This window comes from Novosphingobium olei (assembly GCF_037076535.1).
GTDB classification, from domain to species: Bacteria; Pseudomonadota; Alphaproteobacteria; order Sphingomonadales; family Sphingomonadaceae; genus Novosphingobium; species Novosphingobium olei.
The window spans coordinates 3,861,359-3,879,617 of the sequence record NZ_AP029021.1; the positions used below are offsets into that span (position 1 = coordinate 3,861,359).

14 protein-coding genes are annotated in these 18,259 nt (G+C 65.6%); 10 read left to right on the forward strand and 4 right to left on the reverse strand.

The features are described 5' to 3' along the window. Positions 1 to 17: 17 nt before the first annotated feature. Positions 18 to 734 (forward strand): tRNA (guanine(46)-N(7))-methyltransferase TrmB, encoded by a 717-nt coding sequence (trmB, locus tag AACH40_RS18310; protein ID WP_169493778.1) that lies wholly within the window; start codon positions 18 to 20, stop codon positions 732 to 734. A gap of 4 nt (positions 735 to 738) precedes the next feature. Here trmB and AACH40_RS18315 read toward each other — a convergent pair whose 3' ends face one another. From AACH40_RS18315 to AACH40_RS18330, 4 genes are all read right to left on the reverse strand, one after another. After that, on the reverse strand, positions 739 to 1,509 hold the full coding sequence (locus AACH40_RS18315) for a DeoR/GlpR family DNA-binding transcription regulator (protein ID WP_338643600.1): 771 nt from the start codon (positions 1,507 to 1,509) through the stop codon (positions 739 to 741). A gap of 83 nt (positions 1,510 to 1,592) precedes the next feature. After that, on the reverse strand, positions 1,593 to 2,675 hold the full coding sequence (gene rhaT, locus AACH40_RS18320; protein ID WP_338643601.1) for an L-rhamnose/proton symporter RhaT: 1,083 nt from the start codon (positions 2,673 to 2,675) through the stop codon (positions 1,593 to 1,595). 24 nt (positions 2,676 to 2,699) lie between these two features. Then, entirely contained in the window at positions 2,700 to 3,845 is a 1,146-nt protein-coding gene (gene lldD, locus AACH40_RS18325) for an FMN-dependent L-lactate dehydrogenase LldD (RefSeq protein WP_338643602.1), read from the reverse strand. Continuing rightward, positions 3,842 to 5,269: an FGGY-family carbohydrate kinase gene (locus tag AACH40_RS18330; RefSeq protein WP_338643603.1), complete on the reverse strand. Its 1,428-nt coding sequence runs from the start codon at positions 5,267 to 5,269 to the stop codon at positions 3,842 to 3,844. Before AACH40_RS18330 ends, lldD begins: the two co-directional genes overlap by 4 nt. A 119-nt stretch (positions 5,270 to 5,388) precedes the next feature. Here AACH40_RS18330 and AACH40_RS18335 point away from each other — a divergent pair, with 119 nt between their 5' ends. From AACH40_RS18335 to AACH40_RS18375, 9 genes are all read left to right on the forward strand, one after another. Next, a complete protein-coding gene (locus AACH40_RS18335) occupies positions 5,389 to 7,500 on the forward strand; it encodes a bifunctional rhamnulose-1-phosphate aldolase/short-chain dehydrogenase (protein ID WP_338643604.1) in 2,112 nt (703 codons plus the stop codon). Positions 7,501 to 7,523: 23 nt separating this feature from the next. Then, a complete protein-coding gene (locus AACH40_RS18340) occupies positions 7,524 to 8,462 on the forward strand; it encodes an alpha/beta hydrolase (RefSeq protein ID WP_338643605.1) in 939 nt (312 codons plus the stop codon). Next, positions 8,459 to 9,763 carry an L-rhamnose catabolism isomerase gene (gene rhaI, locus AACH40_RS18345; RefSeq protein ID WP_338643606.1) on the forward strand — a complete coding sequence of 435 codons (1,305 nt, stop codon included), beginning with the start codon at positions 8,459 to 8,461 and terminating at the stop codon, positions 9,761 to 9,763. The genes AACH40_RS18340 and rhaI overlap by 4 nt, the downstream gene beginning before the upstream one ends. Positions 9,764 to 9,802: 39 nt before the next feature. Further along, positions 9,803 to 13,219 carry a glycosyl hydrolase gene (locus AACH40_RS18350; protein WP_338643607.1) on the forward strand — a complete coding sequence of 1,139 codons (3,417 nt, stop codon included), beginning with the start codon at positions 9,803 to 9,805 and terminating at the stop codon, positions 13,217 to 13,219. After that, positions 13,216 to 14,106, forward strand: a complete 891-nt coding sequence (locus AACH40_RS18355; RefSeq protein ID WP_169493769.1) for a LysR family transcriptional regulator — start codon at positions 13,216 to 13,218, stop codon at positions 14,104 to 14,106. The genes AACH40_RS18350 and AACH40_RS18355 overlap by 4 nt, the downstream gene beginning before the upstream one ends. Before the next feature lie 110 nt (positions 14,107 to 14,216). Beyond that, positions 14,217 to 15,437 (forward strand): amidohydrolase family protein, encoded by a 1,221-nt coding sequence (locus tag AACH40_RS18360; protein ID WP_338643608.1) that lies wholly within the window; start codon positions 14,217 to 14,219, stop codon positions 15,435 to 15,437. A gap of 11 nt (positions 15,438 to 15,448) precedes the next feature. Further along, complete coding sequence (locus tag AACH40_RS18365) at positions 15,449 to 16,918, forward strand: bifunctional 3-(3-hydroxy-phenyl)propionate/3-hydroxycinnamic acid hydroxylase (protein ID WP_338646189.1); 1,470 nt, start codon at positions 15,449 to 15,451, stop codon at positions 16,916 to 16,918. Continuing rightward, entirely contained in the window at positions 16,915 to 17,343 is a 429-nt protein-coding gene (locus AACH40_RS18370) for a heme-binding protein (protein ID WP_338643609.1), read from the forward strand. The genes AACH40_RS18365 and AACH40_RS18370 overlap by 4 nt, the downstream gene beginning before the upstream one ends. Continuing rightward, positions 17,340 to 18,251, forward strand: a complete 912-nt coding sequence (locus tag AACH40_RS18375; protein WP_338643610.1) for a VOC family protein — start codon at positions 17,340 to 17,342, stop codon at positions 18,249 to 18,251. Before AACH40_RS18370 ends, AACH40_RS18375 begins: the two co-directional genes overlap by 4 nt. Positions 18,252 to 18,259 lie beyond the last annotated feature (8 nt).

Below are 18,259 nucleotides of genomic sequence, written 5' to 3' on the forward strand. Positions count from 1 at the left end.
AATTTCCGAGAGAGCCCATGACCGCCCACAAGCCCGGTGACCCGACCACGATCAATCGCCTCTATGGCCGCGCCAAGGGCAAGCCCCTGCGCGCCGGGCAACAGGCGCTGGTCGACAACCTGCTGCCGCAGATCGCGGTGCCCGCCGATGGTCCGGTCACGGCCCTCGCGCTGTTCGGGCAGGATTGCCCGCTTCATTTCGAGATCGGATTCGGCGGCGGCGAACACATGGCCGCCCGTGCCGACATGCTGCCCGATCACGGCTTCATCGGCGCCGAACCGTTCCTCAACGGCGTGGCCCAGGCGCTGACCCACGTCGATGGCGATGGCGGCGCGCATCCGCCGATCCGCAACGTGCGGATACACCATGGCGATGCGCTCGAAGTGCTTCGCCGCATTCCCGATGGCGCGCTCTCGTTCCTCTACCTGCTCCACCCCGATCCCTGGCCCAAGGCGCGCCACGCCAAGCGCCGGATGATGAACGATGGGCCGGTAGATCTGTTCGCCGCCAAGCTCAGGCCGGGCGGCGAATTCCGCTTCGGCACCGACCATGCGGTCTACCTGCGCCACGCACTTGGCGTGATGCAGCGCCACACCGACCAGTTTGAGTGGCTGGCGAAGGAAGCGCGGGACTTTCAGGTGCGCCCCGGCGGCTGGCCCGAAACCCGCTACGAACACAAAGCCCGCACCGTCTACGGGCACGAGGTGTGGTACTTCCGCTACCGCCGCAGATAGGGGCTCAGCAGCGAATCAGCTCTATTCCTGCGTCCTCGATGATCGCCGCGGTGTGATCGGAGATGTTGCCGTCGGTGATCAGGGTGTCGATTTCGGACAGACCGCACACGATCGTGCCTGATTCCGTGCGGAACTTGCTGCTATCGACCAGCAGGATGACCTTTTCGGCACGGTCGATCAGCCTCCGCTCTGCAGCGACGAGTACGGGGTCGGCCTGCATGACGCCCTGCGGACCGACAGCGGCGGCCCCCATGAACAGCCGCGGGGCGTGGAAGCGAGGCATGGATTCCTCGCCCGCAGGGGCCAGGATGATGTTCTGTTCCCTGAAAACCGCCCCTGACGGGACGAGGATGCGCGTGCTGGCCTGACCCAGCAGGGCGTTCACGATGTGCAGCGAATTTGTCAGCACCTGCAGGCCAAGGCCGTCAAGGTGCGGGCACATCTGCAAGGTAGTGGTGCCGCCATCGATCATCACGCCTTCACCGGGGCGGCACAGCGCTGCAGCCGCCCTGCCGATGGCCTGCTTCCAGGACAGGTTCTGCGTGATGTTCAGATCGAACGGCGTGCCAAGAAGGTTGCGGGTGTCTGCCTCTTCTTCGCGCTGTTTCGCCCCGCCGTGGACGCGAACGAGTTTGCCGTCCTCTTCCAGACGCGTCAGGTCGCGCCTGATCGTCGCGGGGGAAGCATCCAGCAGCGCCTCCAGATCGCGATAGCTGATGAACCCGGTCGGGCGCAGCGCCTCGATGATCATTCTTTCGCGTTCGGCCGCGTGCATGGTCGTGTTTGGCCCCTGAAACCTGCTGTGACGCCTATGCAGCAAGAATTGAGCGAATTCCATCGTTCCTGACGATGTCGCGCTCAGCCTGCGGTCACGGTCGAAGCGTCGATCATGTTGCCGATGCCGATGACGACAGTCGCACCGACAAGTAGGCCGATGCCAGTCCAGACGAGCGTTCGGGTGCGGGGGCTCGCGCCCTTCCATTCCTTGAGAGCGAAACCCCACAGCGTAGAAAACAGGATGATCGATGCCATGTGCAGCGTCCAGGACGAGAAGCCGAAGCGGCCCATCTGGCTTTCGCCCATCGTGTAGAAGAAGAACTGGCCGTACCACAGCGTTCCGCCCAGCGCGGCAAGCAGCCAGTTGGTCAGCAGCGGCGCCCGCCCGCCATTCTCGGGATCGGAGACGGCGCCGAAGAACTGGCCGAAGCTGCGGTTCTTGCCGATGAGATAGGCGCACCACAGAAGATTGGTGGTCAGGCCGCCAGCAAGGACGACGCAGAGCACCGGCAGGCCCTGGCTCAGCGGATCGGTGCCGGCGGCAAGGGTCAGGTCGCGGATTGCCTGGCCGGCGTCGAGCCCCCAGGCAAAGCAGCCCGACATGCAGCCTGAGAAGACCGCGATCAGCAGGCCCTTGCGCAAGTCGAATTCGGCCACGCCTTCCGAGGCCTGGCCGCCGAGATCCTGTTCCTTGGCGCTGCCCGCACGTGCGACCACGACGATGCCGACGAGGGTGATGAGAATGCCCAGCAGGGTGAGTTGCCCGCTGGACTTTGCCGCGATTTCGCCAATGGTGCCGTGGAAGATCGGCGGCCCCATCGTGCCGATGACAGTGGTCAGCCCTAGCGCCACCGCCATGCCGAGCGAGAGGCCGAGATACCGCATCGTCAGGCCGAAGGTGAGACCGCCAAAGCCCCACATCGCGCCCCAGAACCAGCACCAGGCGAGCGTTTCGCGTGGAGCCGACGAGAGCACACCGAGCAGGTCTTCGGTGCGCAAGGCAGCGAAGACCCAAGGGGCGATCGCCCATGAAAACAGGCCGCCAGCAAGCCAGAACACTTCCCACGACCAGCGCTGGATGCGCTTGTAAGGCACGTAGAAGCTGGCCGAGGAAAACCCTCCGATCCAGTGGAAAAGCACGCCCAGCAAAGGGTTCCCGCCCATCGATCCAATCCCTTCCTTGTCGTTTTATCGTTGTGCGAGGATCGACCGGTCGATCTCGGCAATGGAGGCGACGCCGGTGAGCGTCATCGCGACGCGCATCTCGGCGTCGATCAGGCGGAGCATGTGCTCGACCCCGGCCTGCCCGCGCGCGGCAAGGGCAAAGGCCCAGGCCCGGCCAAGCAAGACGCCTTTCGCCCCGAGCGCCAGCATGCGCAGAACGTCCAGGCCCGAACGCACACCCCCGTCGGCAAGCACGGTGAGCTGGTCGCCCACGGCCTCGGCAATGGGAGGCAGCGCCTGTGCGGTGGACAGCACGCCATCGAGCTGCCGGCCGCCGTGGTTCGAAACGACGATACCATCGGCGCCGATCGCGGCGGCTTCGCGCGCGTCCTCGGGATCGAGCAGCCCCTTGATCACCAACGGACCGTTCCATTCCGAGCGGATGAAATCGAGATCCTTCCAAGAGATCGAGTTGTCGAAGTTCTCGCGCATCCAGGCAAAGAAGTCCTCGATTCCGGTCTTGCCCTGCAGCTTGCGGGCGACGTTGCCGAGCGCGTGGGGCCGGCCCATGACGCCCACGTCCCAAGCCCAGTCTGGCTTCATTGCACCTTGCAGGGCGCGCCGCACCGCCCCCTGCAGGCCCGGCGCGCCGGCAAGGCCCGAGTGGTAATCGCGATAGCGGCTTCCCGGCACCGGCATGTCAACGGTGAAGACCAGCGTCGAGCACTTGAGCTCGACCGCTTCCTGCAACAGCTCGCGGATGAAGCCGCGGTCGCGGATCATGTAGAGCTGGAACCAGAACGGCCGGCTGGCGGCGCGGGCGACTTCGGCCATCGAGCAGGCAGAGACGGTCGAAAGGGTAAAGGGGATGCCCGCCGTTTCGGCTGCGCGCACGGCTTGGCATTCGCCGCGCCTTGCGTTCATCCCGGCGAGGCCAATCGGCGCAAGGGCGACAGGCAAGGCCTGTCTGTGGCCGAACAGCTCGGTCGAAAGGTCGAGTTGCGACATGTCGCGCAGCACCCGCTGGCGCAGCGCTATGTTTTCGAGGTCGGCGATGTTCCGGCGCAGCGTCACTTCCGCATACGAGCCGCCGTCGATGTATTCGAACAGGAACCGGGGCAGCCGCTTGCGGGCGAGTTCGCGGTAGTCGGGGATCGAGGCGGCGATCATGCGGCGTTGCTCACGTTTGCGGCTTCCACTTCTGCCAGCCAGCGACTGCGATAGGTATCGAGATCGGCATCGAGCGGTCGCACCCGCACAAGGTCGCCCTGCGGTTTGAGGCCCGGATCGATCAGCCGCAGGGCACCGAAGGATACATCGTTGTGCGCGTTGGCGGTGAAGACCTGGCAATCCGGGCGAAGTGTGGCGAGTGCGCGCACGAAGACTTCAGCTTCGGCAAAGCGCCCTTCAACCAGCAGGCGCTCCGATGCGCCGATAAGGTCCAGCGACGTGTCGGCGACCAGCGCGGCGTAAAGGCAGGCGAGCGCCCGGCGTTCGTACCAGTCGTCCGGCCGGTTGACCCAGGTGAAGGTCGCGTTCGGGTAAGGGCCGCAACCGCCGCACAGGGTGGGCAGGATCATGCGGTTGTTCCTGAGCACTTCGGGCACCGCCGCAAGCAGCGCCGGCTGGTCGGGCTTGATGTCGACCCTGCGCGTATCGATCTCGATCAGCGTTTCGATCTCGCGCCCACCCATGAAGCGCGCCGAGGGCACCGGATTGCCGTAGGCATCGACATTGACCAGGCAATCGCGCTCTTCCGGCAGCACCGCCGTGTCAACGGTCCGTGCCGGTACCCTTCGCGGTGTCCGCATCGCGATGAACCAGGTGCCGGTCGAAAGGACGGTCGCTTCGTTGTCCGCAATCTCGGCAAATCCGCGCGCGGCGAGAAGCGCGGCATTCGAATCGTGCAACCCTGCCAGGACTTCGACGTCCGGTGAAAGACCCGTGGCTGCCGCGATGTCCGGCGTCAGCGTTCCGACTACATCACTTGCACGCACGACCGGCTTCAGCTTTTCGGCCCATCCCATGCGTCCGGCGAGGGACGAGAAATCCTGCGCTCGCGGGTTCCAGAGGTCTGAATGACAGCCCAGGCTGGTGACCTCGCTGACCGCGCGACCGGTCAGGAAAAAGGCCCAGTATTGCGCCCAGGGCACCAGCGCGGCGCGGGCCATGATCTCCGGATACAACCGCTCCATCCAGAACAGTTGCGCGCCGAAATTCAATCCGCCGGAAAGCGCCGGGGAGCCTGTGACCGAAAACGGGTCCCGTGCCGCGCGATACTCGGCAAGCAATTCGTCGGGCAGCTCTTCTTCATAATCGAGCGGCGGAAAGGCGAGCCGGCCCTGATCCAGCGCGCAGACTGCGGCACCGTGGCCAACGGGAACTATCGTCCGGACCGGATGCCCCGCGTACCGTCCAAGCGTTTCGAGCAGCCACTGTGCGGTGCCACCGGCGTCGAGTCGGCGCACTCCATCGACTTCGATCGGCGTATTCGGCCGCACCTGGCGGTCGAGCATCTGACCGGCCGGGTCCCAGAGACTGACCTTGCTGAGCGTCTTGCCCAGATCGATGACAATGGTGGTGCCGTTCGGCACGCTGCTCTCCCTGCTTTGCGTTAAATGATCAATATCGATCATTGTTGATCATTTCCAGTAGAAATGTTAGCAGCACCTTCGTACGGCGCAACGCCGACCTGATGCTTCAAAGGGATGCCATGAACGCCCAGACCTCGATTTCCGCAGCCGCGATCCCTTTCGCGGTGCCAACCAGCCGCTGGGACGACTCGGTCGCCGCGACGCTCAGTCCCGCGGAACTGCTGCTTTATCGTTCGAACCTGCTCGGAAGCGATCTTACGGTCACGAACTTCGGCGGCGGCAACACGTCGGCCAAGCTGGAGGAGGTCGATCCACTGACCGGCGAGAAGGTCGAAGTGCTGTGGGTCAAGGGATCGGGCGGCGACATCGGCTCGATGAAGCTCGATGGCTTCGCCACGCTCTACCAGTCGAAGCTGCTGGGGCTCGAGGCGCACTATGGTGGGCCCGACGATGACGACAAGATGTTCGGCTACCTGCCGCACTGCACCTTCAACCTGAATGCCCGCGCGGCCAGCATCGACACGCCGCTGCACTCGCTGCTGCCGTTCGCGCATGTCGATCACGTCCACCCCGATGCGATCATTGCGCTCGCGGCCTCGTCCGGCGGGGAAGCGGCCACCAAGGACATCTGGGGCGGCAAGATCGGCTGGCTGCCGTGGAAGCGCCCGGGCTACACGCTGGGCGTGATGCTGCGCGATTTCGTCGAGGCGAATCCCGGTGTCGAAGGCGTCATGCTCTCTGGCCACGGCATCATCTGCTGGGCCGACAGTGCCAAGGCCTGCTACGAACACACCGTTTCGCTGATCGCGGATGCGGCCACCTACCTCAACGCCAAGCTGGGCGACAAGCCCGCGTTCGGTGGCCAGAAGGTCGCGCCAAACCCCGATCGCGCTGCCATCGCCGCCGATCTGATGCCTCGCCTGCGCGGCTTCATGACCGGCGCACGTCGCAAGCTCGGCCACTACTCGGACGATGCCGAGGCGCTGGAGTTCGTTGGCTCGGTCGAGTTCGAGCGCCTCGCCGCGCTCGGCACCTCGTGCCCGGACCACTTCCTGCGCACCAAGATCGCGCCGCTGACGCTCGATCCGGCGCGCCTTGCCGACGATGCCTATCTCGCCGAGCAGATCGCCGCCTATCGCGATCTCTATGCGGCCTATTACGAGCGCTGCAAGCGCGGCAACAGCCCGGCGATGCGCGATTCCAACCCGGTGGTCGTGCTTGTCCCGGGCGTCGGTCGCATCACCTTCGCCACCGACAAGACGACCGCGCGGCTGGCGGGCGAGTTCTATGGCAATGCCATCAACGTCATGCGCGGGGCCGAAGCGATCGGCGACTATATCGCGCTCGATGAACAGGAAGCATTCGACATCGAATACTGGCTTCTCGAGGAGGCCAAGCTGCAGCGGATGCCCGCGGCCAAGCCGATGGTCGGCAAGATCGCGCTCGTCACCGGAGGCGCGGGCGGCATCGGTGCGGCGACGGCCGCCCGCTTCCTGCGTGAAGGCGCCTGCGTGGTGCTGGCCGACCGCGACGCCACCGCCGCCGAAGAAGTGCGTGCGGGGTTTGCGAAGCAGTTCGGCAAGGACGTGGTCCGCGCCGTCGCCTGCGACGTGACCGACGAAGCGCAGGTCGCCGCCGCGTTCGAATACACCGCGCGCGAGTTCGGCGGGCTGGATGTGCTGGTCGCCAATGCTGGCATCGCTTCGTCGGCACCCATCGAGCAGACCACGCTCGACCTGTGGAACCGCAATTACGACGTTCTGGCGCAGGGGTATTTCCTGACCGCCCGCGCCGCCTGGCCGCTGCTCAAGCGGATGAAGGAGCAGGGCGGTTCGTCGGTCGTGTTCATCGGTTCGAAGAACGCTGTCGCCGCTGCGGCTGGCGCATCGGCCTATGCCTCGGCCAAGGCAGCCGCCAACCACCTTGCACGCTGCCTCGCGCTGGAGGGCGCGCCTGAAGGCATCCGCGTCAACGTCGTGAACCCCGATGCGGTCATCCGCGGCAGCAAGATCTGGGACGGCGACTGGCGCAAGGAACGCGCGGCCTCGAACGGCATCGACGCGGGCGACGAACTCGAAGCGCACTACCGCAACCGCTCGATGCTCAAGCGTGACGTGCTGCCCGAAGACATTGCCGAAGCTGCCTACTGGCTGGGTTCGGAAGCATCGGCCAAGTCCACGGGCAACATGATCAATGTCGATGCGGGCAACGTGCAGGCCTTCACGCGCTGACGCCCTTGGGAGAGGACAAGGCAATGAAAACAAGAAAAGCCGTTCTGCTTGCCCTGAATCTGGCCCTGACTGTCGCTGGGACTGCGCCTGCCTTCGCGCAAGGCGGGCCGCCGCCTTCGGAACCGGCCGCCGCGCCGGCCGAACCCGGAGCGATTGCGCTCTATGGAGACAAGACCCCCGGCAGCGCGGCCAGTGAACAGTGGATCAAGTTCATGGGTCGCGACCTTGCCGTGCGCAATGTCACCCGGCCTACGATCACTCCGGTCCTGCCTGATCCGGCCAAGGCCACGGGCGCGGCAGTGGTCGTCGCGCCGGGCGGGGCGTTCATGCTGCTGGCGATGGATCACGAAGGGTGGAACGTGGCGCGCGCGCTGGCCGATCGCGGCATTGCTGCCTTCGTACTCAAGTACCGCCTCAACCCCACACCCAAGGACGATGGCGAAGCGGGCAAGTTCATGGGGGCGGCGCTGCAAAGCGAACTGGGCCATCCGATGACCGGCGAGCTGCTGGGCAAGTCCTCCGCGCCCGCCGACGGCAAGGCCGCTGTGGCGTGGGTTCGCGCCCATGCCACCCAATACGGGATCGACCCGGCGCGCGTCGGCATGATCGGTTTTTCTGCAGGCGCAATGACCACGCGCCGCGTCGGTCTCGATGCCGACACACCCTCGCGCCCGGCCTTCCTTGGCTACATCTACGGTCCGCAGGATGCCGAGCCGGTGCCCGCCGACGCGCCGCCGATGTTCGATGCCATTGCGCTCGACGACAGCCTGTTTCCCAGCAAGGGCTTTCCGATCGCGCAAGCCTATCTCGCTGCGAAGCGTCCGGTGGAAATCCACGGCTATCAGCGGGGCGATCACGGCTTCGGTCTCGGCGTACCCGGTACGACCACCACTCTCCTGATCGATCAATTCACCGCGTGGCTCTCGATGCAGGGCTTCCTCACGCGAAAGGACAGCAAGTGACCCTTCCCATTTCCGCAGACCTGATCGCAGAGCGCAACGCCGCGCACCTCGACGCGTTGGAAGACGATTACGCAGCGCTCGGCCGCAAGCTCGCGCGCAGCGGCATCGACATCGATGCGATCAAGGCAAGGGTTGCCAAATTCTCGGTTGCCGTTCCTTCATGGGGTGCGGGGCGCGGCGGCACCCGCTTCGCCAAGTTCCCGATCCCGGGAGAGCCGACCAACATCCACGAAAAGCTGGAAGACTGCGCGGTCATCCAGCAGTTGAGCCGCGTCACCCCGCGCGTGTCGCCCCACTTTCCTTGGGACAAGGTGAGCGACTACAGGGCCCTGCGCGATGAAGCCGCCAGCCTCGGCCTCGGCTTCGATGCGGTCAATTCCAACACCTTCCAGGACCAGCAGGGGCAGGCGCATACCTACGCCAACGGCTCGCTGTCGGCACAGGATGCCGCCACGCGCCAGCAGGCGGTGGACCACAACATCGAATGCATCGAGATCGGCAAGCAGCTGGGCTCGACCGACCTGACGGTGTGGGTGGGCGATGGCACCAACTTCCCCGGCCAGCAGGATTTCGCGCGCAGCCTCGACCGCTATCTCGAAGGCGCCGCGCAGATCTACGCCGCGCTGCCCGATGACTGGCGCATGCTGCTTGAACACAAGATGTTCGAACCGGCGTTCTACTCGACCGTGATCAGCGACTGGGGCTCGTCGATCCTCGCCGCGCAGGAACTGGGCCCCAAGGCCAAGTGCCTCGTCGACCTTGGCCACCATGCGCCCAACGTCAACATCGAGCAGATCGTGGCGCGCCTCCACCGCTTCGGCAAGCTCGGCGGCTTCCACTTCAACGACAGCAAGTACGGCGATGACGATCTCGATTCCGGCTCGATCAACCCCCACCAGCTGTTCCTCGTGTTCAACGAACTGATCGAGGCCGAGTTGAATCCGCGCGCCAATGAACGTGAGGGGGGCTTCAACCCCAGCTACATGATCGACCAGTCGCACAACGTGACCGACCCGATCGAATCCATGTTGTCGTCCGCCGAAACGATCGCCCAGTGCTTCGCCAAGGCGCAGCTGGTCGACCGCGCCGCGCTGCACGCCGCACAGGAATCGAACGACACGATGATGGCCTTCCAGGCGCTGCGCCGGGCCTACAACCTCGACGTCGCACCGATTCTCGCCAAGGCGCGGATGGAGGCCGGAGGCGCGATCGATGTGCTCGAAGCCTATCGCCTCAGCCAGTATCGCGGGCGCAAGGCGCAGGAGCGCAAGGCCGTGGGCCTTGGCGCGGGCATCGTCTGAAAACCAGCCAATAACAAAGACAAATCGGGAGTGAGCAGCATGAACCTTCGCCGTGGCGTTTCGCTCGCCAGCATCCTGGCAACCACCACGCTGCTCACGCCGGCCGCCTTGGCAGACGCGCCAGCGGCACCCGCGGCGCCGGCCTCTGCGCCCAGCCTTGAGCAGGAGTTCCAAGACCCTCCGATGGAGGCGCGGCCGCGCGTCTGGTGGCACTGGATGAACGGCAACGTCACCAAGGATGGCATAGCCAAGGATCTGGCCTGGATGAAGCGGGTGGGCATCGGCGGCCTGCAGAACTTCGATGCCGGCCTCGCCACGCCGCAGATCGTCGATCACCGGCTGGTCTACATGACACCCGAATGGAAGGACGCCTTCCGCTTCGCTGCGTCGGAAGCCGACAGGCTGGGTCTCGAACTTGCCATCGCGGCGTCACCTGGCTGGTCGGAAACCGGCGGACCCTGGGTGAAGGCGCAGGACGGCCTCAAGAAGGTCGTCTGGAGCGAGACGGTCATCACCGGGGGCAAGCGTTTTACCGGCAAGCTGGCCTCCCCACCGCAGGTTACCGGCCCGTTCCAGGATCTCGAAGCGTCCGATCCCATGGCTTCGCTGGAAGGCGGTCACGCCTTCGTCCCGCCGCGGTTCTACACCGACATCGCAGTCTTGGCCGTGCCGCATGCCGCAGTCGTCGATCCATTGCCGCAAATGGCCGATCGTGATGGAAAGACACTGGATGCCTCCGCGTTGAACGACGCCAGCCTGTCGACCGGCATTGTCCTGCCACGCGGGTCTGCCGAAGCGCCGACGACACTGGTCGCGACGTATGCCAGGCCGCAGTCGATCCGCTCTGCGACGCTGTATATTCCGGGCGCCAAGGCGCTGTTTGCCGGTGCCACCGTCGATCCCGTCCTGGAATCGAGCGATGATGGCAAGCTCTGGCGCAAGGTCGCCGACATCCCCGTGACTGCCGCCCCGACGACGATCAGCTTCCCCGCCGTCACGGCGCGCCAGTTCCGCCTTGTGCTCAAGCCCGCGCCATTCCGTGGATCGAACCTTGGCGATCCGATGCCCGGTGTCGAAGCAGACAGCGGCTTCATTGCGATGATGGCCGCTGCCGCGAAGGCACCGTTCGACATCAAGCAGTTCCGCCTGTCGTCTTCGGAGCGCGTCGACAAGTTCGAAGCCAAGGCGGGCTTTGCCATCGAGCGCGACTACTACGCACTGGGCACGCCCGATTCCGCTGCCGCGGGCATCGATCCCGCAAAGGTCATCGACCTTACCGCCAGGATGAAGCCCGACGGCTCGCTCGACTGGACGCCGCCCAAGGGCTCGTGGCGGGTCATCCGGCTCGGCGCCAGCTTGCTTGGCACCACCAATCACCCCGCCCCGCCCGAGGCCACGGGGCTGGAGGTCGACAAGTTCGACGGGGCGGCTGTGCGCGGGTATCTCGAACACTACCTCGGCATGTACAAGGATGCGGCCGGTCCGGAGCTGGTGGGCCAGCGCGGCGTGCGCGCGCTGCTGACCGATTCCATCGAGGTCGGCGCGGCCAACTGGACACCGAAGATGGTTGCCCAGTTCAAGCGCCTGCGCGGCTATGACCCGACGCCCTGGTTCCCTGCGCTTACCGGTACGCTGGTTGGCAGCCGGACGCAGTCCGACGCCTTCCTGCGCGATTATCGCCAGACGCTGGCCGACCTGATGGCCTCCGAACATTACGGCACCGTCGCCAGGGTCGCGCACGAGAACGGCCTCAAGGTCTATGGTGAGGCGCTGGAGGATAACCGCCCGTCGCTGGGCGACGACATCGCCATGCGCAGCCACGCCGACGTGCCGATGGCGGCGTTGTGGACCTACTCGCGCAAGGCAGGACCCAACCCCAGCTATATTGCCGACATGAAGGGTGCGGCGTCCACGGCGCACATCTATGGGCAGAACCTCGTCGCGGCAGAGTCGATGACTTCGGCGCTCGCGCCCTGGGCCTATGCGCCGAACGAACTGCGCCGCATCATCGACCTGGAGTTCGCCAGCGGCGTGAACCGCCCGGTGGTCCACACCTCGGTCCACCAGCCTGTCGATGACAAGAAACCCGGCTTGTCGCTGCTGATCTTCGGGCAGTTCTTCAACCGGCATGAAGCCTGGGCCGAAATGGCGAAGCCGTGGGTCGACTACATGGCGCGTTCCTCGCTGCTGCTGCAGGCGGGCCGCAACGTGGCCGATGTCGGCTATTTCTATGGCGAGGAAGCGCCGATTACCGGGCTCTATGGCCAGATGCGCGTGGCGGACGCGCCGAAGGTCCATGCCTATGACTACGTCAACCGCGATGCGCTGTTCGATGCGCTCGATGTGAAGGACGGCGAGGTCGTCAGCAAGGGCGGGGCGCGGTACAAGGCGCTGTACCTTGGCGGGTCCTCACGCAAGATGACCTTGCCGACGCTCCAGCGCCTCGCCACGCTGATCGAAGCGGGCGCGACCGTGGTGGGCATGGCTCCCGAAGGTTCGCCCAGCCTCAACGACGATCCTGCGGCGTTCAAGGCGCTGACTGCAAGGCTGTGGGCTGGCGGCCCGGTCACTCAGATCGGATCGGGACGGGTGATCGCCAGCAGCGATATCGACGCCGCACTGGCCGGCGTGGGTGTCGCTCCCGATTTCCGCATGGATGGTGCGAACAAGGATGCCGAAGTGCTCTTCGTCCATCGCCAACTGGCCGATGGCGATGCTTGGTTCGTCAACAACCGCAAGCGGGCGGACGAAACGTTCGACGCGCACTTTCGTGTTACCGGCAAACAGCCCGAACTGTGGCATGCCGATACCGGGCGGGTCGAGCCGGTGTCCTATCGGATCGCCAACGGCGAGACGATCGTGCCGATGACACTGGCCAAGGAAGATTCGGTCTTCGTGGTGTTTCGCAAGCCCGCCAGGACCGACGCTCTTGTGGTCGAAAAGCCATCGCAGGTGGCGATAGCCTCGCTCGACGCGGCGTGGAACGTCGCTTTCCAGGAAGGCCGGGGTGCACCCGCGACACTTGCCCTGCCCAGGTTGATCCCGCTGCAGACCGCGAGCGATCCGGGCGTGCGGTATTTCTCCGGCATTGCCAGCTACAGCCGTACCTTCGATCTGCCGCGGTCGGCAGCGCCGGGGCGGCCCGTATGGCTCGATCTGGGTGCCGTAAGCGATATCGCGCAAGTTTCCGTCAACGGCATCGATGTGGGCACCGTCTGGCACGAACCTTATCGCCTGGATATCGGCAAGGCCGTTCGGCGTGGGCGCAACCTGCTCCAGATCCGCGTCGCCAACACCTGGGTCAACCGGCTGATCGGTGACGCACAACCGGGTGCCAAGCGGATCACCTGGACGGCGATCCCCACCTATCGCGCCGATGCGCCGCTGCGACCGGCAGGGTTGATCGGTCCGGTGCGGTTGCTGCAGGATGAAAACCGCGCGATATCGGAAAAATGATCGATCCCCGCGCCCTGTTGACGTTCCATGCCGTGTGTGAGGCAGGAACGATCAGCGGGGCGGCGCGGATGCTCAATCTTTCCCAGCCGTCGGTTTCGAATGCCATCGCCGCACTGGAGGCGCGGATCGGCGCGCGCCTGTTCGATCGATCGCGAAGCGGCATCGTCCTGACGGCTGAAGGGCAGGCGCTTTCGCTTCGGGCGCGCATGTTGAACAACCTGCTTCGCGACGCGGAGAGCGAGGTTGCCGGGGTCCGTGCCGGGGTCTGGGGCCCCTTGCAGATCGGTGGCACGCCCGGTGCGCTTGTCAGCCTGCTGCCGCGCGCCATCGGGGCGTTCGACGATCTCGGGGTCAAGGTCAGCCTCAACGTGGTCGAACGGCCAGACAGCGTGCTCAACGAGATGCTGCGCAGCGGCGACATCGAACTGGCCTTCGTGACGACCGAAATCGGGGAGATGCCCGATGATCTCGTGGAAACGACGATCTCGCGCGATCCGTTCACGCTGATCGTCGGGCGCAGCCATGACGACTTGCCCGACCAGATGTCGCTGGCGGCAACGCGTGACTTGCGCTGGGTCCTGCCGGAAGCGCACGGCGCCTTTCGTCGTCAGGTTGACGCCCTGTTCATCGCCAATGGCCTGCCGATGCCCCGCGAAGTGGTCCGGTGCGATTCGCTGCTGACGACGAAGGCGATCGTCCGGTCGAGCAACCGCGTGACCATCCTGCCCCGCGCAGTCGCATCTGCCGAGCTGTCGATCGGCGTGTTGCGGGCCATCGTGCTCGAAGACGCGAACTTTACGCGAAGCGTCGGCATCCGGCGGCATCGCGATCACCTGCTCTCCGAAGCGGCGCGCCAATTGCTGCAGTATGTAGCCTCGGACGTATAATCTGGTCCTATGCTTGCATAGTGAATCAGTATTTTTCCTCCATTCAAAAACGATCAATAGCAATTGCATCGACGCTCCGGCCGAAGTCCGGGAGTGCTGGGAGAAGATCTATGCGGACGCTGATCCGTGATGCGCGTATTTTCGATGGCACCGGAAGCGCTCTGGTGCAGGGCTCGGTCCTGATCGACGGCGACCGGATCGCGAAAGTGGCGCTCGGACCGTCCGCGATTGCCGATGGTGGCGCAGACAGCGTGATCGATGCCGCGGGCCGCACGCTCATGCCGGGCCTGGTCGAAGCCCACGCCCACCTTACCTGGGGCTCGTCGGTCGAAAAGATCTACCACCAGTTCGTCCTGCCACCCGAAGAGCTGAAGGTTGCCGCATGGCGCAATGCCCGCGTGCTGCTCGATCACGGATTCACCAGCGCCTATTCTGCCGGCGCGCTGGCCGATGGCATCGAGGTGGAGCTCGCTCGCGCCATCGACGCCGGCGAAACGCCAGGCCCGCGTCTGGTGCCTTCCACGCTCGAGCGGAGCCCGGAAGGTGCAGAGGGCGTCGAGACCGGCGATGTGTTCAACGGCCGTGGCCCCGATGCAATCCGCCAGTTCGTCTCCTACTGCAAGGAGGGCGGCATCCGCTCGATCAAGCTCGTCGTCTCGGGCGAGGATGCGCTCAAGCCCAGTACGGCCCGGCATGTGCTGTACACCAAGGAAGAAATGGAAGCGGCCGGTGCCGCAGCGCGGGAAGCCGGGCTGTGGATCGCCACCCATGCCTATTACCCTGAAGCCATCGATCTGGCGCTGAAGGCCGGCGCCCGGATCATCTACCATGCGTCCTACGCCGACGAAGCGGCTGCTGACGCAATGGTCGCGGCTCGGGACTCCACGTTCTACGCGCCGTCGCCGGGTGTCTCGATCGCGGCGATCGAGGCCAATCCGCCGCCGCACATCGACATGAGCGCGGCCAAGGCCAGCGCTGCCGAGCGCATGGAACTGGAGCGCAAGCTCGTCCCCGCGCTCAAGGCGCGCGGGGTGAAGATCCTGATCGGCGGAGATTACGGTTTTCCCTTCAACCCCAACGGTCGCAACGCCCGCGATCTGCAGATCTTCGTCGATCACTTCGGCTACACGCCCGCCGAGGCGCTCGTGGCGGGAACCCGGCTGGGCGGCGAATTGATGGGCCTGCCGGTGGGCGAGGTGAAGGAAGGCTATCTCGCCGATCTGCTGCTGGTCGACGGCGACCCGACCGAGGATGTCGCCATCCTGCAGGACAAGGCGCGTCTTGCGATGATCATGAAGGGTGGCGCGCTTCACAAGGCGCCGGCCGCCTGATGGACCAGCCGATGTACGACGTTGCCATCATCGGCTGCGGGCCCGTGGGCGCGATGGCGGCAAACCTGCTGGGGCGCGCCGGCCTCAACGTGGTCGTGCTCGAAAAGGAGCGGACCCACTATCCCCTGCCGCGCGCCGTTCATCTCGATCACGAGATGATGCGGCTGTTCCAATCGGCTGGTGTGATCGAGCGCGTCGAACCTGACATGGTCGCCACCGACGGTCACCTGCATGTCGGCGCGGATCACGGCACGATCCGCTACATGGGTACGGTCGGAAAGCCGCGCCCGTTCGGCTGGGCCAACGACTACTTCTTCTACCAGCCCGAGCTGGAAGCGCATCTTCGCGCGGCGTTTGCCGACAGCGGTGCGATCTCACTGGAGCTGGGCGCCGAATTCGTCAGCCTCCGCCAGGGCGGTGGCCAGGTAACGGTGGCCTATGCGCAGGACGGGCAGGACAAGGAAGCAACCGCCCGCTGGCTGATCGCCGCCGATGGCTCGCGCAGCCCGGTGCGCAAGGCGCTCGGCGTTGTGCTCGACGACCTGAAGTTCGAAGAGCCCTGGCTCGTCGTCGACGCCGAAGTCGATGGTCCGGTCAGCTTTCCCCGGATCACCGGCGTGCCCGATGGCGCGGATCTGCAACGCCTCTCTGTGATGATGTGCGATCCGGCGCGCCCGGCCACGGTGGTGCCGGGGCGTCGCAACCATCGTCGCTGGGAATTCATGCTTTTGCCGCACGAGGACGATGCGGCGATGATGCAGCCAGAAGCCGTGGCCGCGCTTGTCGGCGCGTGGATGAAGGATGTGCCGCACCGCATCGTGCGCGCTGCGACCTATCGCTTCCATGGCCTCGTCGCCGAACACTGGCAGGTCGGCAACGTGTTCCTGGCCGGCGACGCCGCGCACCAGACGCCCCCGTTCTTCGGGCAGGGCATGTGCCACGGCCTGCGCGATGTCGCCAACCTTGCGTGGAAGATGGCGGCGATTGCGCGGGACGGCGCCAGCGAGGCGCTGCTCGAAACGTACCAGCCGGAACGCGATCCCCACGTGCGCGCGGTGATCGGCGCGGCGGTTGCCGCCGGGCGCTACATCTGCGAGCTGGACCCTGCCAAGGCCGCGGCCCGCGACGCGGAGATCCGCGCTGCGTCTGCGCAAAAGCAGGGCGAAACCGCTGCTGACCTCATTCCGGCCATTGCCGACGGTATCGTGCTCGCCGGCACGCCATCGGCGGGCGAACGCTTCATCCAGCCGCTGCTGACCGATGGTCGCAAGCTCGACGATCTGGCCGGGCAGGGCTGGCGCCTGTTCACGCGCGATGCACATCTTCCCGACAATGGCGCGGTGGCAGCGTGGCTCGATGCGCGCGGTGTGTCCGCGGTGCTCGTGCGTCCCGACCACTACGTTTTCGGGACCGGTGACGCACAGTCTCTTCTCCAAGCCCGGGCAGCGATGCTTGGAACCAGCCTGACGGTGGCGGCATGACTCTCTCCCTCCATGCCGCCCAGTCCATCATCGCCGGCGCGCTTGATGCTGCTCGGCAACGCGCGGCCAAGCCGCTGGCGGTGGTGGTGCTCGATGCCGGGGGGCACCCTGTAGCCTTCGCTCGCCAGGACGGGGCCAGCCTGTTCCGCTTCGACATCGCCCGCGCCAAGGCGATGGGCGCGATCGGCATGGGCGACAGCACGCGCATTCTGGCCGAACGGGCCAAGGGCAACCCCATCTTCTTCCAGAGCGTCACCGCCGTTGTCGGCGGCGATGTCGCCTTTTCACCGGGAGGCGTGCTGGTCCGCCATGCGGGTTCGATCGTGGGCGCAGTCGGCATCAGCGGCGATACCGGCGATTGCGATGAGGAATGCGCACTGGCTGGGCTCGCCGCAGCCGGTTTCAGCACGGAGTCCGAAAAGTGAAGTTGCGCAGCATCGAACTCGCGCTGCCCGATCCGGCAGGCGCGGCGGCCTTCATGGTCGACGTATGGGGCCTGACTGCTGCCGATCAGCGCGGCGATACCCACTACCTGCGCGGCACGGGCACGTTCCCCTACCTCGTCGCGTTCGAGAAGGCTGATGGCGAATTCGTCCGCTCGACCACGTTCGTGTGCAGCCAGGATGAACTGGCAGGCCTCAAGGCGCGGATTGCAGCCAAGGGCTGGCCCGCCAGATCGGTCGTCTCGACCGATCCGGGCGAGGGCCACGGACTGCTGGTAGAGCTGCCCGAAGGCACCATTCTGCGCTTCCTCGCCGGAACGAGCGAAGTCGCGCCGATCGAAGGTTTTTCGAAATCTTCCAAGCGCGTTTCCCCGGTCAAGCTGACGCACGTGGTGTTCAACGCCGCCGACGCCGAGGCGATGGGACACGCGGTCGAAGACGTGCTCGATTTCCGCGTTTCGGACCGCACCAAGGGCATGGTCTTCGTCCGCTGCAACGATAGCCACCATTCGACCGCGTTTGCCCGCGCCGGCTTTGCCAGCCTCAACCACATCGCCTTCGAAATGGACGATCTCGACGCTGTCATGCGCGGCATCGGCTGGATGCGCGACAATGGCTTCGCGCCTGCATGGGGCCCGGGCCGCCACGGGCCGGGCGACAACGTCTATGCCTACTACATCGCGCCGTTCGGTCCGGTGATCGAATATTCGACGGCGGTCGAAAAGGTGCCTGCCGATTATCAGGCTGGCGCGCCCGATGACTGGACCTGGCCCGAACAGCGGATCGACCAGTGGGGCATCTCGGACAAGGATTTCGCGGGCCTTCGTACGGCTGAAGAGCGGTTCCGATGCCACCGCGACTGGGACGCGGACGAAACGATTGAGAATTGATCGACGCG

Bases quoted from the DNA above. Each gene is read 5' to 3' on its own strand.
- trmB (WP_169493778.1), top strand. From the start codon at position 18: ATGACCGCCCACAAGCCCGGTGACCCGACCACGATCAATCGCCTCTAT.
- AACH40_RS18315 (WP_338643600.1), bottom strand. From the start codon at position 1,509: ATGCACGCGGCCGAACGCGAAAGAATGATCATCGAGGCGCTGCGCCCG.
- rhaT (WP_338643601.1), bottom strand. From the start codon at position 2,675: ATGGGCGGGAACCCTTTGCTGGGCGTGCTTTTCCACTGGATCGGAGGG.
- lldD (WP_338643602.1), bottom strand. From the start codon at position 3,845: ATGATCGCCGCCTCGATCCCCGACTACCGCGAACTCGCCCGCAAGCGG.
- AACH40_RS18335 (WP_338643604.1), top strand. From the start codon at position 5,389: ATGAACGCCCAGACCTCGATTTCCGCAGCCGCGATCCCTTTCGCGGTG.
- AACH40_RS18340 (WP_338643605.1), top strand. From the start codon at position 7,524: ATGAAAACAAGAAAAGCCGTTCTGCTTGCCCTGAATCTGGCCCTGACT.
- AACH40_RS18350 (WP_338643607.1), top strand. From the start codon at position 9,803: ATGAACCTTCGCCGTGGCGTTTCGCTCGCCAGCATCCTGGCAACCACC.
- AACH40_RS18355 (WP_169493769.1), top strand. From the start codon at position 13,216: ATGATCGATCCCCGCGCCCTGTTGACGTTCCATGCCGTGTGTGAGGCA.
- AACH40_RS18360 (WP_338643608.1), top strand. From the start codon at position 14,217: ATGCGGACGCTGATCCGTGATGCGCGTATTTTCGATGGCACCGGAAGC.
- AACH40_RS18365 (WP_338646189.1), top strand. From the start codon at position 15,449: ATGTACGACGTTGCCATCATCGGCTGCGGGCCCGTGGGCGCGATGGCG.
- AACH40_RS18370 (WP_338643609.1), top strand. From the start codon at position 16,915: ATGACTCTCTCCCTCCATGCCGCCCAGTCCATCATCGCCGGCGCGCTT.